This window comes from Aquimarina latercula DSM 2041 (genome assembly GCF_000430645.1).
Lineage (GTDB): Bacteria > Bacteroidota > Bacteroidia > Flavobacteriales > Flavobacteriaceae > Aquimarina > Aquimarina latercula.
In genome coordinates, this window is the sequence record NZ_AUMK01000004.1 from 440,221 (window position 1) to 463,258 (window position 23,038).

At 31.3% G+C, this 23,038-nt stretch carries 26 protein-coding genes; 17 read left to right on the plus strand and 9 right to left on the minus strand.

The genetic code is table 11. The annotated features are described in order from the left end of the window. Window positions 1-11: 11 nt before the first annotated feature. The 4 genes from H526_RS0105975 to H526_RS32465 all read right to left on the minus strand — a co-directional run bounded on the left by H526_RS0105975 (window position 12) and on the right by H526_RS32465 (window position 5,014). Window positions 12-2,243: a TonB-dependent receptor gene (locus tag H526_RS0105975; protein ID WP_027392154.1), complete on the minus strand. Its 2,232-nt coding sequence runs from the start codon at window positions 2,241-2,243 to the stop codon at window positions 12-14. 33 nt (window positions 2,244-2,276) lie between these two features. After that, a complete protein-coding gene (locus H526_RS0105980) occupies window positions 2,277-3,569 on the minus strand; it encodes a tetratricopeptide repeat protein (protein ID WP_027392155.1) in 1,293 nt (430 codons plus the stop codon). 132 nt (window positions 3,570-3,701) lie between these two features. Beyond that, window positions 3,702-4,316, minus strand: coding sequence for a DUF4331 family protein (locus H526_RS32460; protein WP_027392156.1), 615 nt, complete (start codon window positions 4,314-4,316; stop codon window positions 3,702-3,704). A gap of 26 nt (window positions 4,317-4,342) precedes the next feature. Next, window positions 4,343-5,014 (minus strand): DUF4331 family protein, encoded by a 672-nt coding sequence (locus H526_RS32465; RefSeq protein WP_027392157.1) that lies wholly within the window; start codon window positions 5,012-5,014, stop codon window positions 4,343-4,345. Between the two features lie 173 nt (window positions 5,015-5,187). On the opposite strand from H526_RS32465, the gene H526_RS0105995 reads away from it, so the two are divergent. Then, window positions 5,188-6,369 (plus strand): LETM1-related biofilm-associated protein, encoded by a 1,182-nt coding sequence (locus tag H526_RS0105995; protein WP_027392158.1) that lies wholly within the window; start codon window positions 5,188-5,190, stop codon window positions 6,367-6,369. Between the two features lie 36 nt (window positions 6,370-6,405). Here the strand turns inward: H526_RS0105995 and H526_RS0106000 are convergent, their stop codons facing one another. Beyond that, window positions 6,406-7,029 (minus strand): hypothetical protein, encoded by a 624-nt coding sequence (locus H526_RS0106000; RefSeq protein WP_027392159.1) that lies wholly within the window; start codon window positions 7,027-7,029, stop codon window positions 6,406-6,408. A 2-nt stretch (window positions 7,030-7,031) separates the two neighbouring features. Continuing rightward, complete coding sequence (locus H526_RS0106005; RefSeq protein WP_027392160.1) at window positions 7,032-7,526, minus strand: RNA polymerase sigma factor; 495 nt, start codon at window positions 7,524-7,526, stop codon at window positions 7,032-7,034. A gap of 209 nt (window positions 7,527-7,735) precedes the next feature. Here H526_RS0106005 and H526_RS0106010 point away from each other — a divergent pair, with 209 nt between their 5' ends. Next, on the plus strand, window positions 7,736-9,034 hold the full coding sequence (locus H526_RS0106010) for an NAD(P)/FAD-dependent oxidoreductase (protein ID WP_027392161.1): 1,299 nt from the start codon (window positions 7,736-7,738) through the stop codon (window positions 9,032-9,034). A 19-nt stretch (window positions 9,035-9,053) separates the two neighbouring features. Here H526_RS0106010 and H526_RS30660 read toward each other — a convergent pair whose 3' ends face one another. The 3 genes from H526_RS30660 to H526_RS0106025 form a co-directional block, all read right to left on the minus strand. Next, window positions 9,054-9,917, minus strand: coding sequence for a GLPGLI family protein (locus H526_RS30660; RefSeq protein ID WP_051336009.1), 864 nt, complete (start codon window positions 9,915-9,917; stop codon window positions 9,054-9,056). A gap of 133 nt (window positions 9,918-10,050) precedes the next feature. Next, window positions 10,051-10,926: a GLPGLI family protein gene (locus H526_RS30665; protein ID WP_027392162.1), complete on the minus strand. Its 876-nt coding sequence runs from the start codon at window positions 10,924-10,926 to the stop codon at window positions 10,051-10,053. Window positions 10,927-11,044: 118 nt separating this feature from the next. Beyond that, window positions 11,045-11,851 carry a GLPGLI family protein gene (locus H526_RS0106025; protein WP_081415561.1) on the minus strand — a complete coding sequence of 269 codons (807 nt, stop codon included), beginning with the start codon at window positions 11,849-11,851 and terminating at the stop codon, window positions 11,045-11,047. A gap of 198 nt (window positions 11,852-12,049) precedes the next feature. Between H526_RS0106025 and H526_RS0106030 the strand changes: the two genes are divergently transcribed. From H526_RS0106030 to H526_RS0106095, 15 genes are all read left to right on the plus strand, one after another. Beyond that, window positions 12,050-14,203 (plus strand): TonB-dependent receptor, encoded by a 2,154-nt coding sequence (locus H526_RS0106030; protein WP_027392164.1) that lies wholly within the window; start codon window positions 12,050-12,052, stop codon window positions 14,201-14,203. Between the two features lie 93 nt (window positions 14,204-14,296). Next, window positions 14,297-14,920 (plus strand): hypothetical protein, encoded by a 624-nt coding sequence (locus H526_RS0106035; protein ID WP_027392165.1) that lies wholly within the window; start codon window positions 14,297-14,299, stop codon window positions 14,918-14,920. A 21-nt stretch (window positions 14,921-14,941) separates the two neighbouring features. Next, window positions 14,942-16,303, plus strand: a complete 1,362-nt coding sequence (locus H526_RS0106040) for a 2TM domain-containing protein (protein ID WP_035084588.1) — start codon at window positions 14,942-14,944, stop codon at window positions 16,301-16,303. Further along, on the plus strand, window positions 16,296-16,640 hold the full coding sequence (locus tag H526_RS0106045; protein WP_035084590.1) for a 2TM domain-containing protein: 345 nt from the start codon (window positions 16,296-16,298) through the stop codon (window positions 16,638-16,640). Before H526_RS0106040 ends, H526_RS0106045 begins: the two co-directional genes overlap by 8 nt. Continuing rightward, window positions 16,630-16,971, plus strand: a complete 342-nt coding sequence (locus H526_RS0106050) for a 2TM domain-containing protein (RefSeq protein WP_027392168.1) — start codon at window positions 16,630-16,632, stop codon at window positions 16,969-16,971. The genes H526_RS0106045 and H526_RS0106050 overlap by 11 nt, the downstream gene beginning before the upstream one ends. Before the next feature lie 17 nt (window positions 16,972-16,988). Next, a complete protein-coding gene (locus H526_RS0106055; protein ID WP_027392169.1) occupies window positions 16,989-17,303 on the plus strand; it encodes a 2TM domain-containing protein in 315 nt (104 codons plus the stop codon). Between the two features lie 49 nt (window positions 17,304-17,352). After that, entirely contained in the window at window positions 17,353-17,667 is a 315-nt protein-coding gene (locus H526_RS0106060; RefSeq protein WP_035084593.1) for a 2TM domain-containing protein, read from the plus strand. A gap of 35 nt (window positions 17,668-17,702) precedes the next feature. Further along, window positions 17,703-18,008: a 2TM domain-containing protein gene (locus H526_RS0106065; RefSeq protein ID WP_035084596.1), complete on the plus strand. Its 306-nt coding sequence runs from the start codon at window positions 17,703-17,705 to the stop codon at window positions 18,006-18,008. 63 nt (window positions 18,009-18,071) lie between these two features. Beyond that, window positions 18,072-19,211, plus strand: coding sequence for an amidohydrolase family protein (locus H526_RS0106070; RefSeq protein WP_027392172.1), 1,140 nt, complete (start codon window positions 18,072-18,074; stop codon window positions 19,209-19,211). Between the two features lie 13 nt (window positions 19,212-19,224). After that, window positions 19,225-19,980 (plus strand): LytR/AlgR family response regulator transcription factor, encoded by a 756-nt coding sequence (locus H526_RS0106075; RefSeq protein WP_027392173.1) that lies wholly within the window; start codon window positions 19,225-19,227, stop codon window positions 19,978-19,980. 124 nt (window positions 19,981-20,104) lie between these two features. Then, the gene (locus tag H526_RS0106080; protein ID WP_027392174.1) at window positions 20,105-21,727 is read left to right on the plus strand and encodes an AraC family transcriptional regulator; all 1,623 of its coding nucleotides are present in this window, start codon (window positions 20,105-20,107) and stop codon (window positions 21,725-21,727) included. Window positions 21,728-21,871: 144 nt separating this feature from the next. Beyond that, window positions 21,872-22,042 carry a hypothetical protein gene (locus H526_RS31685; RefSeq protein ID WP_155839630.1) on the plus strand — a complete coding sequence of 57 codons (171 nt, stop codon included), beginning with the start codon at window positions 21,872-21,874 and terminating at the stop codon, window positions 22,040-22,042. Window positions 22,043-22,247: 205 nt separating this feature from the next. Beyond that, complete coding sequence (locus tag H526_RS31690; protein WP_155839631.1) at window positions 22,248-22,400, plus strand: hypothetical protein; 153 nt, start codon at window positions 22,248-22,250, stop codon at window positions 22,398-22,400. Window positions 22,401-22,468: 68 nt separating this feature from the next. Continuing rightward, window positions 22,469-22,669 (plus strand): hypothetical protein, encoded by a 201-nt coding sequence (locus tag H526_RS0106090; protein ID WP_027392175.1) that lies wholly within the window; start codon window positions 22,469-22,471, stop codon window positions 22,667-22,669. A 126-nt stretch (window positions 22,670-22,795) separates the two neighbouring features. After that, window positions 22,796-22,978: a hypothetical protein gene (locus tag H526_RS0106095; RefSeq protein ID WP_027392176.1), complete on the plus strand. Its 183-nt coding sequence runs from the start codon at window positions 22,796-22,798 to the stop codon at window positions 22,976-22,978. Window positions 22,979-23,038 lie beyond the last annotated feature (60 nt).

A 23,038-nucleotide genomic window follows, 5' to 3' on the forward strand; every position in this document is an offset into this window, starting at 1 on the left:
ATCATTATATTCTAAAACCTATATGTTATTCCTGCTTTTGCAAAAAATGGTGTGCCAGGTGTAAAGTGAATTTCTTCTTCTGATTGAGTTTCGTTTGCTAACATAGATTCTGTAGCAAATTGTGTTTCGTTCCATTCTGTATCAAGTAAATTCTCAACACTTAATGAAAAATCAAATTGCTTCCATCGATAATTTAATGCCATGTCGATCACAGTATATCCTTTTGCTTGGATATCATTATCTCCTGTTGCCGGGCGATCTCCTAAATACCTGAAACGTATCCCGCCAGAGAAATTATGTAAACTCTCTATGCTTATTCCTCCTGCAGCAGTAAATTTTGGAGCTAAAGGAATATAATCATTACCATTTTGCTCTTCTATACTTCTGGCATATGCGTAGGTCGCATCCGAGTCTAAAAACAACCAATCATTTACTTGATATCTTCCACTAATATCAATTCCGGTTCTTCTAGTTTTCCCACTAGGTTCAACTACTCCTTCATCACCCACATATACAAACTCTTGTTGCAATCCTAAATACCAAAGTGTCGTATTCAAAAATACTTTTGAGAAAGGTTTCCAATTCATTCCAAAATCTATACCATATGAATTAGGTAAAATTTCTTCTCCATTTCGGGCAGTTACTACTCTAGTGTCATTACCGTGAAATCCAATTCCTGATTTTGCAAAAAAATGTAAGTTATCGGTTGGATCGTAAGAAATTCTCATTTTAGGTGATATAATAGATTTTGTCTCAGATAGAACAGTAAAAGGAGCCAATAATGCATCCTCATAGACATATTTAAAATAATCCAAACGAACAGCAGGTGTTATTTTTAGCTTCCCGAAATCAAAAGTAACATCTGCAAAAGCATATGCATTTGTTTCATTTACATCTCCTAAACTTACACGTTCGAGGGTTTCATTCCTATTAGCTGTTCTGGATAATTCATTATCATCAATCGCATCATTCCGCAATCCGATTCCACCATTTAATTCTAACTCTACCTGATCCCAATATTTTCTAGAACTAAAAACACTATTAAAACCAAACAATTTTCTGCTTTCTTTTTGTCTAATTTGATCTCCATTTACAGGATCATTAAGGAAAAAAGTGAAATTAGAATATAATTCGAAATCATACATTGTATAAAACACATTGGTTCTAAACGTCGAGTTTTCTGCAATAAACGTATCGTATGCCAGATTAAAGTTTGTTCTAGATGTTATCCCACCTTCTGTATCATCAACAGCTCCAAATCTCGAGATAACACCTTGCGCTACTGCCCTATTTGGTATTTGTCCAGAAGCATCCCAACGACTTGTAAAATGTGAAGCTGTGGCTGATATTTTTTTATTATCTGATAACTCCTTAGTATATTTCCCAACTACATTAATTCTATTAAAATTCTGAGGCGAATCAAAAGGACCATCACTCTCTAGATATTCTAATGCTAATGTGGCATTTTCTTTAGCGGAAGCATCTAAAAGATTAAATAAGCCAACTGTACGTATAGTATTGAAATCTCCTGCTTCTACTTTAATTTTATTATTAGTAAAACTTTCTTTTGTTTTAAATGCTACATATCCAGCTGTATTAAAGTTTCCCTGATCAGCCGTGTAAGATCCTTTTCCAAAACGTATTTTATCAATAGTTTCAGGAATAATAAAATGTAAATCTGCATATCCTTGTCCATGGGAATGAGATACCATATTCACTGGCATACCATCTACAGAAATTGAAATATCTGTCCCATGATCAACGTCAAACCCTCTTAAGAAAATCTGTTCTGCCTTACCACCACCTGCATGTTGACCTATAAATAGGCCTGGGACTTTTTGTAACAATTCTTGAGAAGAGCTTACCGGATTTACTTTCATATCTATTTTATTAATCAGCTGTAATGGATTAATCTCCTGTTTTAAGATCAACTCATCCAACTGAAAAATTTTACTTTCTAACATTATTTCAATTCCGTTATCAAAATCGACTTGTTTAATAATTAAGTTTTTCGTTTCAAAACCTAATAAGCGTATGGTTAATGTATCATCAATTGCTACTTTAGAAAGTAAAAAAGTTCCATTTTCTAAAGTGTGGGTATGGCTCTCAGCATGATTATTATATACATACGCTTCGGAAAGAGCCGTATCAAATGCATCAACAACTTTTCCTTTTAAAGTTTGATTTTGAGCGTAAGTGTGTAAGCCGAATATCAGCGAGAATATCACAAGTATATTTTTCATGGTATTTTTTAATAATTTAAAAGAAAGTAATTTTTACAGATTCATTAATTCCTTAGAAATAACAGGTCCTAACTCATAACTACTTTCCATCAATTCTTCAATTATTGGACTTACTTTTTCTGATAAATTATTTGCTTTATAAATCTGAGCAATATGAAGATTCGCTACAGGTTCAAATGTCTTATTAACTATATAATTCTCAGCAATCGACAATGCTTCTTTATGATCTCCTTTTAAATTTAATATATATGCCTTTAAATCATAAGATTGTGGTGTTGGACGGTTCTGTATTTCTTCTTCAGCTATAGCTAATGCTTTATCATACTCACCATATTCTTCTGCAAGGAACAGTGCCGTATGCGTATTATACATAGCACCGTATTTATTATCTTTAACTGAATTATAATATTTTATTAGATTGATTTTTTTGACAGTATCATTTTTATGAAATTCTGCTATCTCTGCTTTTAATAAAAAATAGTCCGGGCTTTGATAATCAGACATAACCGCATCAAGAATTTTTAACGCTTCTTCTGGTTTATGCTCATAAGAATATATAATCCACGCAATACCTTTTTTTGCATATGCATTAGAAGGATCAATTGCTAAAGCTTTTAAATAATGATCATAAGACTCTTCTATTCTACCAGCATGACCATAGTAATCCGCTAAATTGGTATAGGACCATAATTGCAACCCTTTGTTTTTACTACTCTCTGCAATTTTCAATGCCTTTTCCATATTCCTAATAGTGGCATCCAAATTACCTTTATAATCATTCCATTTAGCTAAACGAATTAGAAAATTATAATCACTTTGATTTGTTATTTTTTGTAAATACTTCTCCGCATTTTCATATTCTCCTAGCTCCATAGATATATCAAACAGGACCATTTCTGTCGCCTTACTATTTGTTTTTAAAAGATAAGCACCTTGTGCTGCTTCTTTTGCTTCAATAAATCTATGTTGGGATATATAATTATGCGCTAATGCTAAAAGATACCCTGATTTTCCAATTGCTGCTACATCTACAGATTTTGTTAATGCTTTCTCAGCTAATTTAAGATAAGCTATATCTCCAGTAGAATGAAATAGTTCTGTATATGCAGTTGCAGCTGGTGCTAAAGCTGTAATCTGAAGACTGTCTGCTTTTATTCTAGAATTCCAAAATTGAAGCTTTTCTTTAGTTTCTTTTGTTGTTTGATTATTCTGTTCAGCAAAATATACCGCATAATCTTCTGGATTCGTAATAGTTGCTTCTTCTTTTTTACAGGAAACAATAAGTATTCCTATTAAGAGAACTATGATGCTATTTGATATTTTCATTTGTTTTTTTTTTTGAGTTTAAACCATCATTCTGAGCCTACTATATTGACCTTTATTAAGGTATACAAAATCATTTGAGGGCTGATTTAGCTACAGAGAGGCTCAGCTTGACAGCAAAGAATCTGGTTTTACTTAAGAACCGTGTGGGGACTCTAAGTATGGAAATGTATCTGAAGGTGTCTCCCCTGAATTACTAACTCCATCAGTAACAAGTATTGGTAAATCTGGAGTTCCATCATTATCTAAATCTTGTCCATTAAATCGATCTCCTGTTTGTCCACCAAATAATAAGATTAACGATACATCAATCACATCATCTGTAAGATTTCTTCCAGTTAATACGTTAGTCCCATCAAAATAAGTTGTTGGTACTCCTGGAGCGACTTGTAATACATCTGATGCTAAAACCGTAGTTAGGGTTGTAATGTCTAATCCTAAAATATTGTTCTCATAAGTTGCTCCAAATGCATTATGCAGCCCTGCTAATTGAGTTTCGAATAATGATTGAAAGTTTGCTCCTTGTTCTGAAGGGATCGTTACATTAAAGCTATTCTCTATATCAGGTGTTGCACTAAAAACCGTATTAATACCGGGACGTCCCATTTGATCTTCTTGCGCAAAGGTTCCGGAGAAATCCAAAACTACAGGTGGATTAACTACGACCACATCGTCATCATTACTACAGCTTGCTAATCCAACTAGTATGATTAAAGCAACCGATATATTTTTTAATTTATTTAGTTTCATAATATCTATTATTTTAAAATTCTTGATTATTGTTTTCTTTTTGCTTCTGCCCAAGTATTAAATACTTCAACTCCTGTTCCTGCTGGGTGGCTAAATGTCCCTCCTAAAAGTGAGTTAGGCACTTCTACGACTATCGATAATACATTAGTTCCATCAAAATCATCATTACCAGGGTTATTAAATCCTCCAGAAGCCATTCCGCCAATAATGGCATTAAACTGATTGGAGTCAAAAAAGAAAGGATCTTCTCTTAAACCTGCGAAATAAGAAATTCCATTTGCTTCTGATGTAGTGGAATTAGACCCTGTACTTATTGCAACTTGACCTAAGTATTGTGTATCATCATCAATAGTACTATTCAAACCAGTCTGTGAAGGTTGATAAGGGCCAAAAAAATACATCACACCATCTCTAGGTATAGCTTGTATCACTAGATCTTCTAACAGATCGCCATTATTGTCGATGTTAATTTCTACTAGTACGTTTTCATCAAAAGTTGCCGAGCTTCCTGGAGCTAACAACCCTTGAACATTTGCTACAAACACCGTGTTATCCGGATTTGCTCCTTCAAAAGCATACAGATCCGTAATGTCAGCGGTACTTCCTACAACTGCTGGAGCATCTATATGATCTGCTGCCATAAAAACTGCTCCTAGGCTAAAGAGACCACCTAGAATAAATAAATTTGTTTTTCTAATCTTGTTCATTTTATTTAATTTTAAATGTTTACGCTATTACATACGAGGATAAAAAGAACACGGTTTTCTCAAGTGTGTTAAAAATTTGTTAACTATTAATTTATAGATCTAGATTATCGTTGAATGCCGTTAGATGAAAAATAAATTTACCTTTGTGCTAAACCTACAAACCTATGAACCCATCAACAGCTGGTTGGATAGATAAATTTCTGAGAGATTTTGATATAGATTCTCTTTCTTTATCATCACTAGATGAATTATATCCAGAACTAAGGAAGGTAGGTTTTATATATGGTACTTCTGTAGAAATAGCTTTGTCATATGATTCGGAAATCACATACTCAGAAGAAGAGAAAACTAAGATAAATCTTTTTACTGCTTTGGTAGTTACGTATTATGATACTATCGATAATGGAGATTCTAAAGACTGTATTAAAGCTTTAATAGAGTTTTATGAATACTTAGATACCAAAAAATCTTTTTTTTCCTTTGTCAATGCATTGACAACTAGTAAAAGTGAGAAACTAGAAAAAATAATTAATACTAGGATTCAGACGAATGAATCTATTTTCAAAAAGAATTTTAGTCATTTACTAACAAATGCCTTATTGTTTATTGATGTTCTAGCTTTTGAGCATTTTTTGATTCATGATATAAACCCCATTGAGTACGCTGCTTCTCTAGAAGAAACATTAACAAATATTGTTTTTCTTGCTCTAAATTCGAAAATAGAAAAAGATGATTACTATGAGTTACTAGTTAAGCTTTTTGCTTCTTCTGTAAGATACACCAAGGTAAATACTGATGAAGATGCTAGTTTTGATCAAATAGATTTAGATACGTATACTGATGAATTAGAGAAAAGATATATTCTAGATCTAACAAGTTTGGCTGTTTGGAATGATAAAGAAATTGATTTAGGAGAACAAGATTTTATGCGTGCATTAGGAGCAGAACTTATATTGCCAAATCAATGGGTTAAAGAATCCCTACATTCCGTGCAATCATTTGTAAAAGACTATAAAGAGGAAATATCTTTTTTTAATTATTCTAATCCTGCTCACCACTTCTATAAACAAACCTCGAGAACTGTAAGTATCTTAATACTTAGAAATAAGAAAAGATTAATTAAGGAAATTTCTGAAAGTAAAGACTTAATGATTTTATTAGGACAATCGGCGGTTAGAGATTTATCCAAAGAGGAAAAACAACAAATGAAACAGCAATTACTAGATGTTTGCAAAACAATTCCTTCTCTTGCTATTTTTATTCTTCCTGGCGGTAGTTTATTATTACCACTATTAATAAAATTTATTCCTCAGTTATTACCTTCTGCATTTAACGAAAACAAATAAAAAATCCTGATTAAATCAGGATTTTTTATTTGTTGTTTATACTTCTAATTTCTGAAGTTCTTTATAATTCTTTTTTAACTTTCTAGTCAGTATGCCATAAATCAATCGATATAACAGTGCTAAGAGCCCTATAAAAATGGCCAATACTATTACAGAAGTAACTATAATAAGATACATTGGAACTTCTTGATCTGTTGATTTACTAGTATAAGCATCTGTATAAAATGCCATATATGTGATTACAACCAATGTCGTTATCGCAAGAAAACTTATATTAATCCATACATACTGTTTTACTGTCTTTCTTGTATTTAGAATATTTTTCATCAAAACAGCTGCTGAATCTGTTGTCTGGATATTTTTATAATTTAGATAAAACCTGATCATAAAGTATAGTAATATCCCATATGACAATATCGTTGTAAACATTGAAAAGCCTTCTAAACCAAGAACCTCTAATTCTTCGTATTGACCAGTTAATCTAACTATAATATCTATTGATGACCATACAATAAATTCTAAAACACTTATGATAAAAATCCATTTTACCATTGAAGATGATTTTTTCAATATCATCTTGTAGATTTCATTATATGATAACTTCGGAAGCGCTTCATCTTGATTCTTCCAGTCTTTTTTTAATAATTCTAATTCATCCATGCTTATGGGTTTAATATTTTTTTCAACTTCGTTTTCACCCTATTCATTTTCACTCTTGCATTTACTTCAGAGATTCCCATAGTCTCTGCAATTTCTTTATATGATTTGTCTTCCAGATATAAAAAAACTAACGCTTTTTCAATATCATTTAATTGTTTTACCGCTGCGTACATTAACTTAAGCTGTTGTTCTATTTCATCGTCATATTCTTCAGCCTTAATTTTGAAATCCATGGTATCAAAATCAGAAGTCTTAATACTTCTTTTTGATTTACGATATAACGTAATGGCCGTATTCAAAGAAACTCTATACATCCAAGTACTGAATTTAGAATCTCCTCTAAATTTCGGATACGCCTTCCATAACTGGATAGTAATCTCCTGAAACAAATCATTATGTGATTCTGCATCATTCGTATATATTCTACAAACCTTGTGCACAATATTTTGATTTTGCTCAAGATTAGTTACAAAACTATGTTCTAATTCTTTATTCACTTCAGTTAGTTACACCTAATAAGTAGGTAATAAAACAAATACGTTACACATTAAAAACTAAAATTTACACATATTATAAATATCCTTTAATAAAAACAAACAATAAAAAACTAATAATCAGGTAGTTTATCACATAAAAACAACAAAAATAAATATTCTGTAGGGTATATGATATTATCATTTTATCTTTGTAGAACAACACTTTATTTATGAACATTCCTTATACTAATTTACCAAGATTAGTGATAATCGGAGGTGGTTTTGCAGGAGTTGCATTGGCCAGAAAAATGGTCAAAGAAGATGTACAACTCGTACTATTAGATAGACACAATTATCACACATTTCAGCCTTTATTATATCAAGTTTCTACCTCATCTTTAGAACCTGATTCTATTGCGTATCCTTTAAGAAAAATTGTAAAACGTGGAAAAAACACGTTTTTTAGAATGACTGAGGTAAGCTCTATAGATCCTAACGAAAAAAAAGTAAATACAAACATAGGTAGTATTACTTATGATTATTTAGTTATTGCCACTGGAGCGCGAACTAATTTCTTTGGCAATGAAACTATCGAAAAAAATGCGATGCGAATGAAAAATCTTCCGCAGGCATTGAATTTAAGAAGCTTATTGTTAGAAAATCTAGAACAGGCAGTTATTACTACAGATCCAGAAAAGAGAAAAGAATTATTACGTTTTGTATTAGCCGGTGCAGGACCCACTGGTGTAGAATTAGCAGGAGGAATTGCAGAATTACAGCTCAATGTACTTCCGCGTGATTACCCTGATATGGATTTTAGTGAAATGGAAATTCATTTAATAGAAGGAGCAGATCGCGTTTTACCACCTATGAGCACAAATGCTTCAGAAAAAGCCTCTAAATTTCTCACAAAAATGGGGGTTCGTATTCATACCAATACTCAGGTAACTAATTATGAATCAAACTTAGTTTCTACCAATACAGACCTGTCTTTAAAAACCGCGACTTTTATATGGTCCGCAGGAGTTACTGGTGCGCCTGTAGAAGGTTTGCAAGCAGATACTCTTATACCAAGAGCTAATAGATATAAGGTAAATAAATATAATCAAATTGAAGGTTATAATGATGTATATGCTATTGGAGATATTGCTTTGATGCAAACGGATGAATATCCAAAAGGACATCCTATGGTAGCCCAACCAGCAATACAACAAGGAAATCATCTCGTAAAGAACCTTAAAAGGCAATTAAAAGGAATGCCAATGATTCCTTTTAAGTATTTTGATAAGGGATCTATGGCTACTATTGGTCGTAATAAAGCTGTTGTAGATTTAGGCAAATTCCGTTTTGGAGGATTTTTCGCTTGGTTTGTTTGGATGTTTATACACTTATGGTTTTTAGTCGGTTTTAGAAATCGTTTTGTTACGTTTTTTAATTGGACGTATAACTATATTAATTATGATAAAGCTGCAAGACTTATAGTAAGACCTTTTAAGAATAAAAAAGAAAATGAAGTAGAACGAGTGTAATTCTATTTAAGATCATATTCTAATATTGATTAAATAGCTTAGAAGGTAAATCTTTAAGTTCTTCTCTAGTAATTTTTTCTCCTTCGGTTGGTGGTTTAATATCTATAGTATCCGAAGAAAGTAAATGAATTTTGTGAAAACGGACTGTTTTCTTTCCTTCTTTTAATTCTAGAATAAGTCCAGGTAATCCATAATATCCTTTTGGACCATGATTAGCTATAATCTCTTTAGTATACCAAGCCTCTACCCTTTTATCAGAGTTGTTTAGTACAGCTTTATAACATACATATTGATCAATCTTTTTGGTCTCTTTTGTTAGTATCCATTCTTGCTTATCCAATACCTCTTCAATCAAAAATTCTCTTCCTCTAAAATCAAACTCATGTACTTTTATATAGCTTGTTTTCTTATTTTGTGATTGATCTATGTAAATTACTTCACAGTCATAATAGTTAATTCGTACATTTTTAAAATTATCTCCTTTTTCATTAGTTCCTTCCTGTGAAACTGTATCATTACCCGCCTTATTTTGTGGATAATACAATGTCTTTTTGTTCTCTAATTTCAATACGGTAATATAATCGTACTTGGGTATTTTTAATGATTTTTGTTTATTTCTCACAGTATGGACCTTTAATTTCGATAAAAGATCTTGTATTCTTTGCTCATATACTTGAATAGAGTCTTTATTTTTTTCTGCTTTCATTGTGGCTTTTAATTGTATTATCTCAATAGCAAGCAATTCAATTTCTTTCTCACCAGAATGATCATATCTGGTATTCACCTGAGACGGTATACGTTTCTCTTTATAAAACACAGTCATCTGCTGAGATCGCATAGTAATAGAGAATAAAACAATGATTAGCAATAATAGTTTTTTCATTTTTTTATTTTTGATGGGCTTAGAGATCAATTAATCAATTTTTTCTCCCAAAGCTGTAATGATTTTCTTTTTATGATTATGATAAAGTAAGATGCGTTCTTAAATTCAAAGAAAATACAACCATAGCATCTATTTAATATTCATTAAACAACTTAGAAGGTAAATCTTTAAGTTCTTCTCTAGTAATTTTTTCTCCTTCGGTTGGTGGTTTAATATCCATAGTATCCGAAGAAAGTAAATGAATTTTGTGAAAACGGACTGTTTTCTTTCCTTCTTTTAATTCTAGAATAAGTCCAGGTAATCCATAATATCCTTTTGGACCATGATTAGCTATAATCTCTTTAGTGTACCAAGCTTCTACCCTTTTATCAGAGTTGTTTAGTACAGCTTTATAACATACATATTGATCAACTTTTTTGGTCTCTTTTGTTAGTATCCACTGTAAATCCATTAACTTTTCCTCTATCAAAAACTGTCTATTTCTTTGATCAAACTCATAAATCTTTAGTGAACTAATTTTTTGATCTTTTTTATGATTTATATAAATAATTTCTGAATTATTATAATTGACCCGTTCATCCACAAATTCACGGCCTGTTTTATTTGTTCTGGTATAGGATACAGTATCATTACTAACTTTATCTTGTGGATAGTACAATGAATTTTCATTCTTGATTTTTAAAACAGTAACGAAATCATATGCTGGAATATCCAAAGATTTCTTCTTAGTTTCTTTAAAAATTTTCATAGAGTGAGCAGACATTTTATCTGCTTGCTCCTGTATCATTTGACGAAATATATCAGTAGAATCTTTATCCTTGTCAGCAATACTAGCAGCTTTGATTCTTTTTATTTCATCCATATAAACTTTAAAGTGTTCTGTATCCATCGGTGCATGACGCCTCGAAATCTGAGCAGGTTTTCTTTTCTCTTTATAAAACACAGTAATCTCCTGACTTTTTCCTGAAAAGGAAATAAAGAAAACGATTATGAGTAGTTTAGTTTTCATCAGTTTCTAATTTATATTATAAACTATAGTATATACCTAAGTGTTATATTCTTTAAAAATGTTACCCTTTAATACTTATAAATCACCTGTAACATCTATTTTATATTTTAACAATTCATCAATGTTCATTAAAAAGTAACATTGGAATATCTTCTAATTCTTCTCTAGTAATTTTTTCTCCTGTATTCGGTGGTTTTACTTTAAAGCCATCTAGTGTATAAAGTATTCTATCTATAACGATAACTGCATCGTCCTCCACCACTTTTACTATTAATCCCGGTAAGCCCCAATATCCAGCTGGACCAAATGAACTATCTATATCTTCTGTATACCATACTTCTACAGGTTTTTGGTTTTTAGTAGTATATACCCCGTAAGATCCGGTAAATTCTTTTTTTAACGATTTAAACAATAATGCTTTTTTACAAGTATACCCAAACATTTTTTTGGTTTCATTGGTTTTTTTCCAATTTAATTTAGATAACTTTTCTTCAATTAAATATTCTTTTCCATACGCATATTCAACACTTGATTTTTTCTTTTTACGCTTGTTGACATACACAACTTTATACTCTTTTTCTGATGTTTCTCTACTTATAAAAACTCGCTTACCTCCTTTCCCATAAGTAACTGAATTATTTATTGTGTCATTATATTGTCGTTCTACAGGATAATAGATTGACTTACTACCATCTATTCTTAGTACACTATTGTATTGATAACTTTTCAATTCATTACTATGGTCTTTGGCTTTATCTCTTATCAAGGACATATCATCCTCTGTCCTTGGAATAATATCTAACATAGAAGATCTTAACTGCCTATAATTCGCTTTTCTGACTTCGTTATAGAAAACGGTAAATTCTTGCGCATAATTCCCTACACACATAAATAGAAAAATTGATAATAGAAGTGTAATTTTCATAAAGATATTTGTGTACAAAAAGCAAAACTAAGAAATTAGTTGAATGATTCAACTAATTTCTTAGTTTATTTTATTATTATCATTTTTCCCGCAAACAACATTCCATCCTATTATTTCGACAGTTGAGTTATATTCAATTTTATCATCTGCTTTTTTGCTTCAATTTTGGGGTATCAATTAAAAACAACAAAAGAACAGATGAAATCATTACTAACCATAATTTTATTACTCACCATATCATTTTTACATGCGCAAACTACCATTTCAGGAACCGTTACAGAACCATCTGGCGCTCCTATTCCTGGGGCTAATATTTATTTAGAAGGCACCTACGATGGAGCATCATCAGCGGATGATGGTACATTTACTTTTACCACCTCAGAAACGGGAGAACAAATGTTGGTTGTCTCTTTTCTTTCTTTCGAAACATATGTGTTCAATGCCTCTGTAAACAAAATGAAAGATCTAAAAATAGTACTAAAAGAAGATGTAAATTCTTTAGGAAGCGTTATTCTTAACGCAGGTACTTTTTCTGCAGGAGACAATAGTAAAGCATCAGTATTGACTCCCTTGGATATTGTTACTACCGCAGGAGCAGCCGGAGATTATATTGGTGCCTTCCAAACCTTACCAGGAACATCTACTGTGGCAGAAGATGGTCGACTATTTGTAAGAGGTGGTGATGCTAATGAAGCTAATGTTTACATTGATGGTTTAAGAGTCTTTCAACCTTTTTCAGCAACAGCTAATAACATTCCTACTCGTGGTCGTTTCTCTCCTTTTCTATTTAAAGGCACCAACTTTTCTACAGGTGGGTATTCTGCAGAATATGGAGATGCTTTATCTAGTGTATTACTTTTAAATACCATTAATGAACCAGAACAAGAAAAAACAGATTTATCTTTTATAACTGTAGGTCTTGGTGTAGGAAACACACAAAAATGGGAGAAAAATTCCTTAAGTATCAACGCATTTTACCTTAATCTAAAACCATATCAGGAAATCATTTCTCAACGTGTAGATTGGATTAAACCTTTCGAGTCACTGTCCGGTGAAGCTGTTTATAGACATCAATTTAATAATGGTTTATTCAAATTATATGGAGGCTTAAATTATGCTGATTTCCAATTAATTCAGGAAGATATTAACAGACCTGCAGGAATAAACTTTGGACTTACTAATAGAAATCTATATCTAAATGCCTCTTATAAAGGTGATCTAAGAAATGATTGGACATTAGCTACTGGAGCAAGTTTTGCAAATGACCACAATGACATAAAAATTGAAGAAACTAATGTTGATAATGATGACAATAGTGCACATCTCAAAATAAAACTAAGAAAAAGATTTAGCAACCGATTTAAACTAAGTTTTGGAGCAGAACAATTCTTAGGTAATTTTAAAGAAGAAGCAAATGCTCAATCCTTTGGGAATTTTCGGAGTAGTTTTAGAAATAACAGTACTGCTGCTTTTTCTGAAGCTAATGTATTTTTCAATAAAAAATTAGCAATGCAAGTTGGATTACGAGCTACTCACAATGCTTTACTTGATGTTACAAAGATATCTCCTAGGGCTTCTTTAGCGTATAAAATTGCAGATAAATCTCAAATTTCTTTAGCATATGGAGATTTTTATCAAACACCTCAGCAAGATGTGCTTAAATATAATAGTGCATTAGGCCCAGAAAAGTCATCACATTATATTCTTAACTACTTATACCAAAATGATGGAAGAACATTACGGGCAGAAGGGTATTATAAAAGCTACAACAGTTTAGTCAAATTCGATACTGACTTACCAGAATTTGATAGTTTTTACAACAACAATGGAGATGGATATGCAGCTGGATTAGACCTTTATTGGAGAGACAATAAATCTATTAAGAATTTCGAATATTGGGCGAGTTACTCCTATTTGGATACAAAGAGAAATTATAGAAATTACCCAGAACGTGCTACTCCAAATTTTGCCGCAAAACATAATCTATCTGTAGTTGGAAAATATTGGGCTAAAGATTGGAAATCTTTAATCAGTGCTACCTATAATTTTGCTTCTGGACGTCCATACACAGATCCAAATACTATTAACTTTTTAGGTGAAAAGACAAGAACATTTAATTCTTTAAATATGAGTTGGGCTTATCTAATTAGTCAACAAAAGATTTTATTTGTATCAGTATCTAATGTACTAGGTTTTGACAATGTATTTAACTATCAATACGCCAATACTCCTAACATTAATGGTGATTTTGCTAGACGTGCTATTAGACCAACTGCTGATCGTTTCTTTATAGTCGGTTTCTTTTGGACAATCAGTGATAATAAAAACGATAATCAATTGGATAATCTGTAATACAATTCATCTCAAAAAAACTACAGTTCGGTATTATTTAATTCCAAAACACACCTTATTAAAGGATCTTTACAATGTAAAACAACCAATACTATGAAAACATTAATTATTATACTTAGCATTTTTACAATTACAACTACCACTGCTCAATCGGCCTACGAAAAAGGAATGGGAAAAGCTTTTGAACTTTGGGGACAACAAAAAAATGATGAAGCTGCCAATTTATTCGAAAGAATTGGTAAAGCAGAAAAAGACAACTGGCTTCCATTTTACTATGCTGCTCAGATCCATATTGTAAAGACGTTTGGAACTAAAAATGCAGAAGAAGTAGAATCTCGTCTTACAAAAGCCCAAGATTACCTTAATCAAGCCAAAACTTTTTCTAAGAATAACGCAGAAATCCTAATTATGGAAGCAATGTTAAATACTGCATATGTGGTATATGATGGAGCAAAATATGGAATGACACATTCTGCTAAAGTGGAAGAATTATATCAAAAAGCAAAGATTATTGAACCTGAAAACCCAAGAGCAATATTATATCACGCAGAATGGCAAATGGGAGCAGCAAAATTCTGGGGTAAAGACCCAAAAGCCTTTTGTTCTGAGATAGAAAAAGCTATCTTGTACTTTGATACGACGTCTTCTGCCATACCTTTTTATCCAAGTTGGGGAAAAGATCAGATAGCAAGAATACAAGAAAATTGTAAGTCATAAACAAAACAATATTTAGCATATATGAATACCCGAAAAGACATAAAGTTTATTGCAATTGTTTCTCTAGTAATTTCATTAGTAGTTGCTGTATTAAATTTATTAACTAATGGTTTTAAATTCGAAGAAGTTTTTACGGTCTCTTGGTTTGGAATTAACTTTATGTATAGTTTCTTTTTATGCTATATAAACACATTATATTTTCGATTCATCAATTATAAATTCGAATGGAAAAATAAAGGAGTTAAAAGAATAGTAATTGGTGCAGGAGGTTCCATTATTATCACTATGATAGGGTTTGCAATTTGTGAATTTATAGCAGCGGTTATTATTCTAGAAAGACAAACTGTCGAGGAGTTTTTAGCTGACCAATCATTTAAAGATTATATTTTCCCTTTATTATTTACTACAGTAATTTCCTTATTCTTTCATGCAATGTATTTCTACAAAGCACTACAAGAAAAAAAGGTAACTGAACAAAAAATAATCGCAGGAACAGCGTCAGCAAAGTTTGATGCACTAAAAAATCAGCTTGATCCGCATTTTTTATTCAACAGTTTAAATGTGCTAACATCTTTGATAGATGAAAACCCAAGAATGGCTCAGAAGTTTACCACTTCCTTATCTAAGGTGTATCGATATGTTTTAGAACAAAAAGATAAAGAACTAGTAACTGTAGATGAAGAATTAAAATTTGCAAAAACATATATGACCTTACTAAAATTAAGGTTTGAGGATAGTATCATTTTTGAAATGCTAGAATCTGCAGGTAATTCTGAAGCAAAGGTAGTACCACTATCATTACAGATTTTATTAGAAAATACGATCAAACATAATGTAGTTATGCCAGATAGACCTCTACATATAAAAATTTATGAGGACGATGGTTTTCTAATTGTAGAAAACAACTTACAACCTAAAGAAGTTATAAAGCAAAGTAGCGGAGTAGGTTTAGGAAATGTGCAACAACGATACGGATTACTAACTAAAAGAGAGTTTTCGGTATTCAAGACAGAAACGGCTTTCATTGCAAAGCTTCCAATATTAACAAAAAAAATAACATCAATCGATATGACAGCATCACAGAATATAGAAATCGTTAAAGATTTAAAATATAAAAGAGCGAAAGACAGAGTTAAAAAAATGAAAGAATTCTACGGAAGTCTAACAGCATATTGCATCGTAATTCCTTTTTTAATATTCATTAATTACAGAACTACTGGTTTTGGCCTTCCTTGGTTTATTTTTCCGATGGCCGGATGGGGATTAGGATTACTTTTCCATTATGCAGAGGCTTTTGACCATCATCCAATATTTGGTAAAGATTGGGAGAAGAAAAAAATTAGAAAATATATGGACGAATCTAATCGAAGAAATTATGAATGATAATGATAAAAGAAAAGCATATAACAGTGCTAGAAAAAGGGTCAAGGAGGAACGAAGTTTTTTTTCACACGTCGCAGTGTATGTGGTAATGAATATAATAATCATAATTTTTAAAATAAAAATTGGAGATTATGTAAATAGTGAAAATTATGACAATTACCTGCCATGGAATCTATTTAGTGCTCCGATATTATGGGGAATTGGTTTACTGGCACACGGATTATGGACATTCAGAGGAAAAAATGGATTAGGAAAATTATTTAGTAAATCCATCTTTGGTAAAGAATGGGAAGAACAAAAGATTGAAGAATTTATGAACAAGAAGAATGACATCTAAACAAATGGAAAATTCTGAATTACATAAAAGATATTCTAAAGCAAAAAAGAGAGTTCAAGACGAACGATCTTTTTTTACACACCTTGCCTTGTATATAGTAATTAATATGGTGATTACTTATATAATTTTACAACTAAAACACCATATATATGACGGATATTTATTTTTAAACCTAATTAGTTCTCCTATCATTTGGGGAATATTCTTACTTGGACACGGGCTATGGGTTTTTGGAAATAAAGATGTATTAAGAAAAGCATCAAAACCATCTTTTTTAAGCAAGAAATGGGAAGAAAAAAAGATTGAAGAACTAATGCAAGAAAATAACTAATTCAAAAAAAATATAACATGGAAAACTTAGAACGACAAACAAAATATAGAAGAGCAAAAAAGAGAGTCCAAGAAGAAAAAGGTTTTTATAGCCATTTTACAGCGTATGTAATTGTAAATGTTTTTCTACTTCTGATCAACTCAGATTTCATAGATGAAGGATTTAATAATTGGCTAAATTGGAATTTATACATTACTCCATTTTTCTGGGGAATTGGTTTATTCTTTCACTGGGTGAAGGTTTTTAATCCTAACATAATTTTCAGTAAACAATGGGAAAAACGAAAAATCAAAGAACTAATGAATGAAGATAACACTATAGATTATCTATAGTGATCAAAATCATTAATCAAAAAACAACAACAATCTAAAACTATTCATTATGCAAGACTATGAAGAAAAAGACAGATATGAACTAGCTAAAAAAAGAGTGGATGATGAACGAGGTTTTTATACACACCTAACGTTTTATATTGTTATTAACATAGTTATATTAATCATCAACACTAATTCGGACAATCAAGGATTTAAAAGCTGGTCACAATGGCACTTATACATTACTCCTGCACTTTGGGGAATAGGGTTATTGTTTCACGGATTAAAAGTCTTTAAACGTAATTTTATTTTTGGAAAGAACTGGGAAGAACGAAAAATCAAGGAACTAATGGACGAAGAAGATACACCAGATGTATCATAACATCAATCAAAACTAACACTAAAAAACTAATCATCATGAAAGATTTCGAAGAACAAAAAAGATACGAACGCGCAAAAGAACGAGTAGACGAATTAAAGAAATTTTACAATAACCTATTTTCCTATGTTATTGTTATAGGTTTCTTAGCTGGTCTAAATTACTATCAAAATGAATGGCGTTATGCCTGGTTCTTATGGGCTGCATTTGGTTGGGGAATCGGTTTAGCTTTCCACGCTGTTAAAGCATATAGAATTAATCCTATGTTTGATAAAGATTGGGAAGAACGTAGAATCAGAAAATACATGGATGAAGAAGATAAAGAAAAGCAACTTTGGGAGTAAATTATGCTCTTTCTATATTGTTTATATAATCCAATTTTGATAATGAAATTAAAGTAGGTAAAAATGAAAACACTCATCCATCTTATTATTATATTTTTTATAGGTTTACTTAATGCTCAAGAATCTTTTATCATTAGAGATGTAACTATTTTTGATGGTGATAAAGTGATCCCAAAAACATCCATTCTTGTAGAAAATGGAACTATCTCTAAAGTTGCCAAATCAATAAATCACAAGACTACTGTTATTGATGGAAATGGTAAATTTTTAATGCCTGCAATGACTAATTGCCACGTACACGCTTGGGGAGTTCCTATTTTACAACAAGCGGTAGGAGCTGGTGTATTTAATCTATTGGATATGCATGGTGTTGAGCCATACCAAGGAATGATGAAGACCTATAGAGATTCTACAAATTATGCTCGTTTTTTTGTAGCTGGATATGCTGCTACCGCTCCAGAAGGACACGGCACACAATATGGTTTCCCTGTTCCTACCCTAACTAGACCAGAGGATGCAATTAAATATATAGCTGATAGAGTAAAAGCAGGTGTAGACCACATTAAAATAATCGTTGAACCATGGAAACCTACATTATCGCACGAAACCGTTAAAGCGATTATTGATGAAGGTCATAAAAACAAAAAAAAGGTAGTAGTGCATGTTTCTAAAATGAATGACGGATATCAAGTGCTAACTAATAATGCCGATGGATTGGTACATATCTGGAGAGATACTCCAATGCCAGAAGAGCAATTACAACAATTAGCAAAAGAAAAAGATTTTTTTGTGATCCCAACACTTCTTGTATCAATAGAAGTCCAAAAGAAACGAAGAAAAAAAACCGCAGAAGAAATTGAACAATTGGAAGCATTTTTAAAAAAAGAAGTAAAACGATTATACGATGCAGGAATTCCTATTTTAGCAGGAACCGATCCTCCAAATGTAGATATTAACTATGGAACCGATCTTTATAAAGAGCTAATCCTGATGTCAGAAGCAGGTATTCCAAATAAAGAAGTTCTAAAAGGAGCTACCTCCTTACCAGCGGATAAATTCGAATTAGGAAAAATAGGATATGTAAAAGAAGGGTATATTGCAGATCTTTTATTATTAGATAAAAACCCAATAGAAGATATTAAACATATAAATACTATAGCTTCTATGTGGAAAGCTGGAAAAGAAGTACAAATAAAAAAGTAATTATAACCAAACTATGAATGTAATAATAATCGAAGACGAAAAACCAGCTGCTAGGAGATTAGGGCGCATGCTAGATGATCTAGATATTAAGATCGATACAATGCTTCATTCTGTAAGTGAATCTATTGAATGGTTTAGTAATAATGAACATCCTGATTTGATATTTTTAGATATCCAATTAAGTGATGGGTTATCGTTCGAGATTTTTGACGCTATTACAATTAAAAGCTCGATTATTTTTACAACTGCCTATGATGAATATGCATTAAAAGCCTTTAAGTTAAATAGCATCGATTACCTACTAAAGCCAATTGATGATGAAGAATTAGAAGCTGCTGTAAAAAAGTACAAGGATCAGGTATCACCAGGTCAATCTATCCAAGTAGATTTTGAAGACATTAAGAAATTGCTAGTCAACCCAATAGATCGAGTATATAAAAAACGTTTTACTGCTCGCGTCGGTCAGCATCTTAAAATCTTTTCTGTAGAGGATATTGAATGTTTTTATTCAGAAAACAAAGGAACATACCTTCATACTAAAGAAAACAGAAACTATCTTATCGATACTACGTTAGAATCTCTAGAAGATGAATTGAACCCACAACAATTTTATAGAGTGAATCGCAAATTCTATGTAAATATAAATGCGATAAAAGACATTATCTCTTATACCAATTCTAGATTGCAAATCAAGTTGAATCATTTTAGTGAGCAAGAAATCATTGTAGCACGTGAACGTGTAAAAGATTTTAAGGATTGGTTGGAGTAAGTAAAAAATAACCTTCATTTTTGAAATTAGGATAATATAAATCTGCTTTGTTTAACTCTCAATGATAGATAATATTCTAGAAAACAAAAGTATTGCTTACTTTTAGACATACACATCTATCAGAATGACAACTCACAGTAACCCTTTATTAGGTAAGTACCTTATTTTTTCTTTGTTTTTTATCTGGCTAAATTCATTCAATATTTCTGCTCAAGAATATGACACCAATGATCTTAAGGAGTTGGAAAAACAAGGAATGATATTCTACAAGACAGAAGAATATGAAAAAAGCATCGCAACCTATAACAAGCTAGAAACTACAGCAAAAAAATTGAACAATGCTTCACTAATATGCATCTCTCATATAATGAAAGGGCATATATATTGTAGGAATGGAAAAAATAAAGAAGCTTTAGAAAATTACTATAATGCCCTCGATATTATTGAAAAAACAAGGAATGTAAAAAATGAGATCATAGTCAATTCTGGGCTTATTATTGTTCTTTCAAGAATGAATCAAAATACCAAAGCAAAAAAAATTGCACTGCGTTCTCTAAAAACTATCCCAAGTACCACCTACCATAATAAAGAAAATCATGTTAGATTCTTAACTACTCTTAGTGATATATATCTAGATGCAGAGCAATATGACTCCGTATTACACTATGCCAAACAAGGTGTCGAGATGAGTAAATCTCTTAAACTAGATGAATTGTATGTAGACCTTTTAATCAAGAAAGGGATGGTCTTCTATTACCAAAAGGAGTATAACAAATCTTTAGAATATTTGTTTGAAGCAAAAGAAATACTTAATAATAAACAAATTAACAACAAGTCTTATCCAACTATTAGAGCTAATTATTTTATTGCGAATTGTTATTATCAAAAACAGTCCTATGATAAAGCAATTAGTGTATTACTAAATAGTATAAATTGTTTTGAAGAAAGTGATAAGTTTAAACCTCCTGCAATCAGATCACATTTATTATTAGTAAACTGTTACAACCAAAAGGCCGACTATAAGCAGGCAATGCTTTGGAATACTAAATATACCGCATTAAATGAATACTATCTAAAAGATAAAGACCAAACGGTGGATATCATTCATCAAAAAGAAACTAATAAACTTGAACAAGAAATAATAACCTTAGAAGCAAAACAAACAGAAGAGAGGCAAGCAAAAAATCGAATATTCTGGATTCTTTTAGGTACCGCAATAGCATTAATTTTTAGTGTCTTCTTATATTTTAGAAAGCAACGATCCAACAAAACGATGTTTCACAAGTTAATACAAGAAATCGATACTTTAGAAGCTAGCAAACAAAATCCAATTCATAAGGAAGAATTAAAAAAAGAAATCACTATTGATGATCAGAAGGTCAATGAAATCATCAAAGGATTAGAAAAACTAGAAATGCAGGAGTATTTTCTAAGATCGGACTGCAATCTCCGATCCATGGCAAAAAAGCTGAAAACCAATGCTACTTATTTATCCAAAACAATCAACACACACAAAGAAAAAAACTTTACAGAGTATATCAATGACCTTAGAATTGAGTATGTACTCAACAGATTAAAGGATGATAAAAAGTTTCGATCATATGCCATTCAATCCATCGCTACAGAGATTGGATACAAGAGTAGTTATTCGTTAGTAAAGCATTTTAAAGCAAAAACAGGTATCAATCCGTCTTATTATATCAAAAGTCTTGATAAGCAATTTGAAGCATCGGAAATTGAGGTATAACCTATGGCTATTTTAAACAATTTAGCCATGTGTTATTATTACAAATCCTTGAAATCAAATATATTTCTATGAAATACATTTTTTATTGCAAGTCATTCTCAGGAAACTGAAAAAAGACTTAACTAACAATTAAATAATCATAAAATGGAAAAAGACGGAACACGAAAAATCAAACTAAAAAAGTTAACAATAGCAAGGATTAACATAGATACAATGCGAAAAATAGAAGGAGGATCTAGTGGAACTACGTTACCAACAGACATTATCAATTTAGATGGAGAACCTTGGAATATTTGCGCTTTAGGTATTAAATAGTATTACTTTTTTTTGTACACTAATCACCCTGCTAATATGCAGGGTTTTTTTGTGACTATTTTGTTTAAAATGGTCAACCTTCTTTTTTAATTCCTCTGATCACAGTTTACTTTAGTATCAGCATCAAAATACAGATAACCGTACATTTTGATCAAGGGGCAACCGAAAACCTTAATATAGAGTAGGTAGTTAAAAACAAATCATTATGCTTAATAATCTTTTAAACTTAAAAGGAGTATCTCAATTGAACAAAAAAGAACAACAAACGATTAAAGCCGGAACGTATTACGGAGATCTATGTCTTAGACTTTGTAGTGGAAGTTGTTCTTTCGGACATTGTTTTGAGCAAATTGATTAAATATTATTTCTCCCGAGAGTTCTTCTCGGGATTTTTTTATCGTATTTCTAATTTAAAAATAACGCAAAATGATTCACAAAATCTTAAACTTAAACGGAGTTACTATTCTTAAAAAAGAGCGTCAAAAATCAATTCAAGGAGGTACATATGGTTGTCAGAACATAGCAAGAAGATGTATAGATGATAGTGATTGTTGTTCTGGAAGTTGTGGAGTAGAGAAAATCATCAACGGAAACATTATCACTCTCTCTATATGTTCATTTACCTAAACACTTTATATCTCCTTTAAAATAAGGGAGATGAAAAGTTCATAAATTCTAATCGAGAATAGACAGAAAACTGCAACTGTCTTAAAATGTTTGCTATTAAACTAAAATCACTTAATTTCTAACAAAATGAAAAAATTAATGCAACTAAAAGGAGCTCAGGTTTTAAACAAAAAAGAGCAAAAAACTATTAATGGAGGTAACACAGGCATGCAATGTCGTAGTCATTCAGATTGTAGCGCTCTAAATGGAATTCCAGGATTCGAATATGAAAAATTCTTCTGTCATTGGGGATATTGTCAAATCATGTAAATATTATAAATATTTATAAGTTGTAATAAAAAAGCCTGGAGTTACATGACTTCCAGGCTT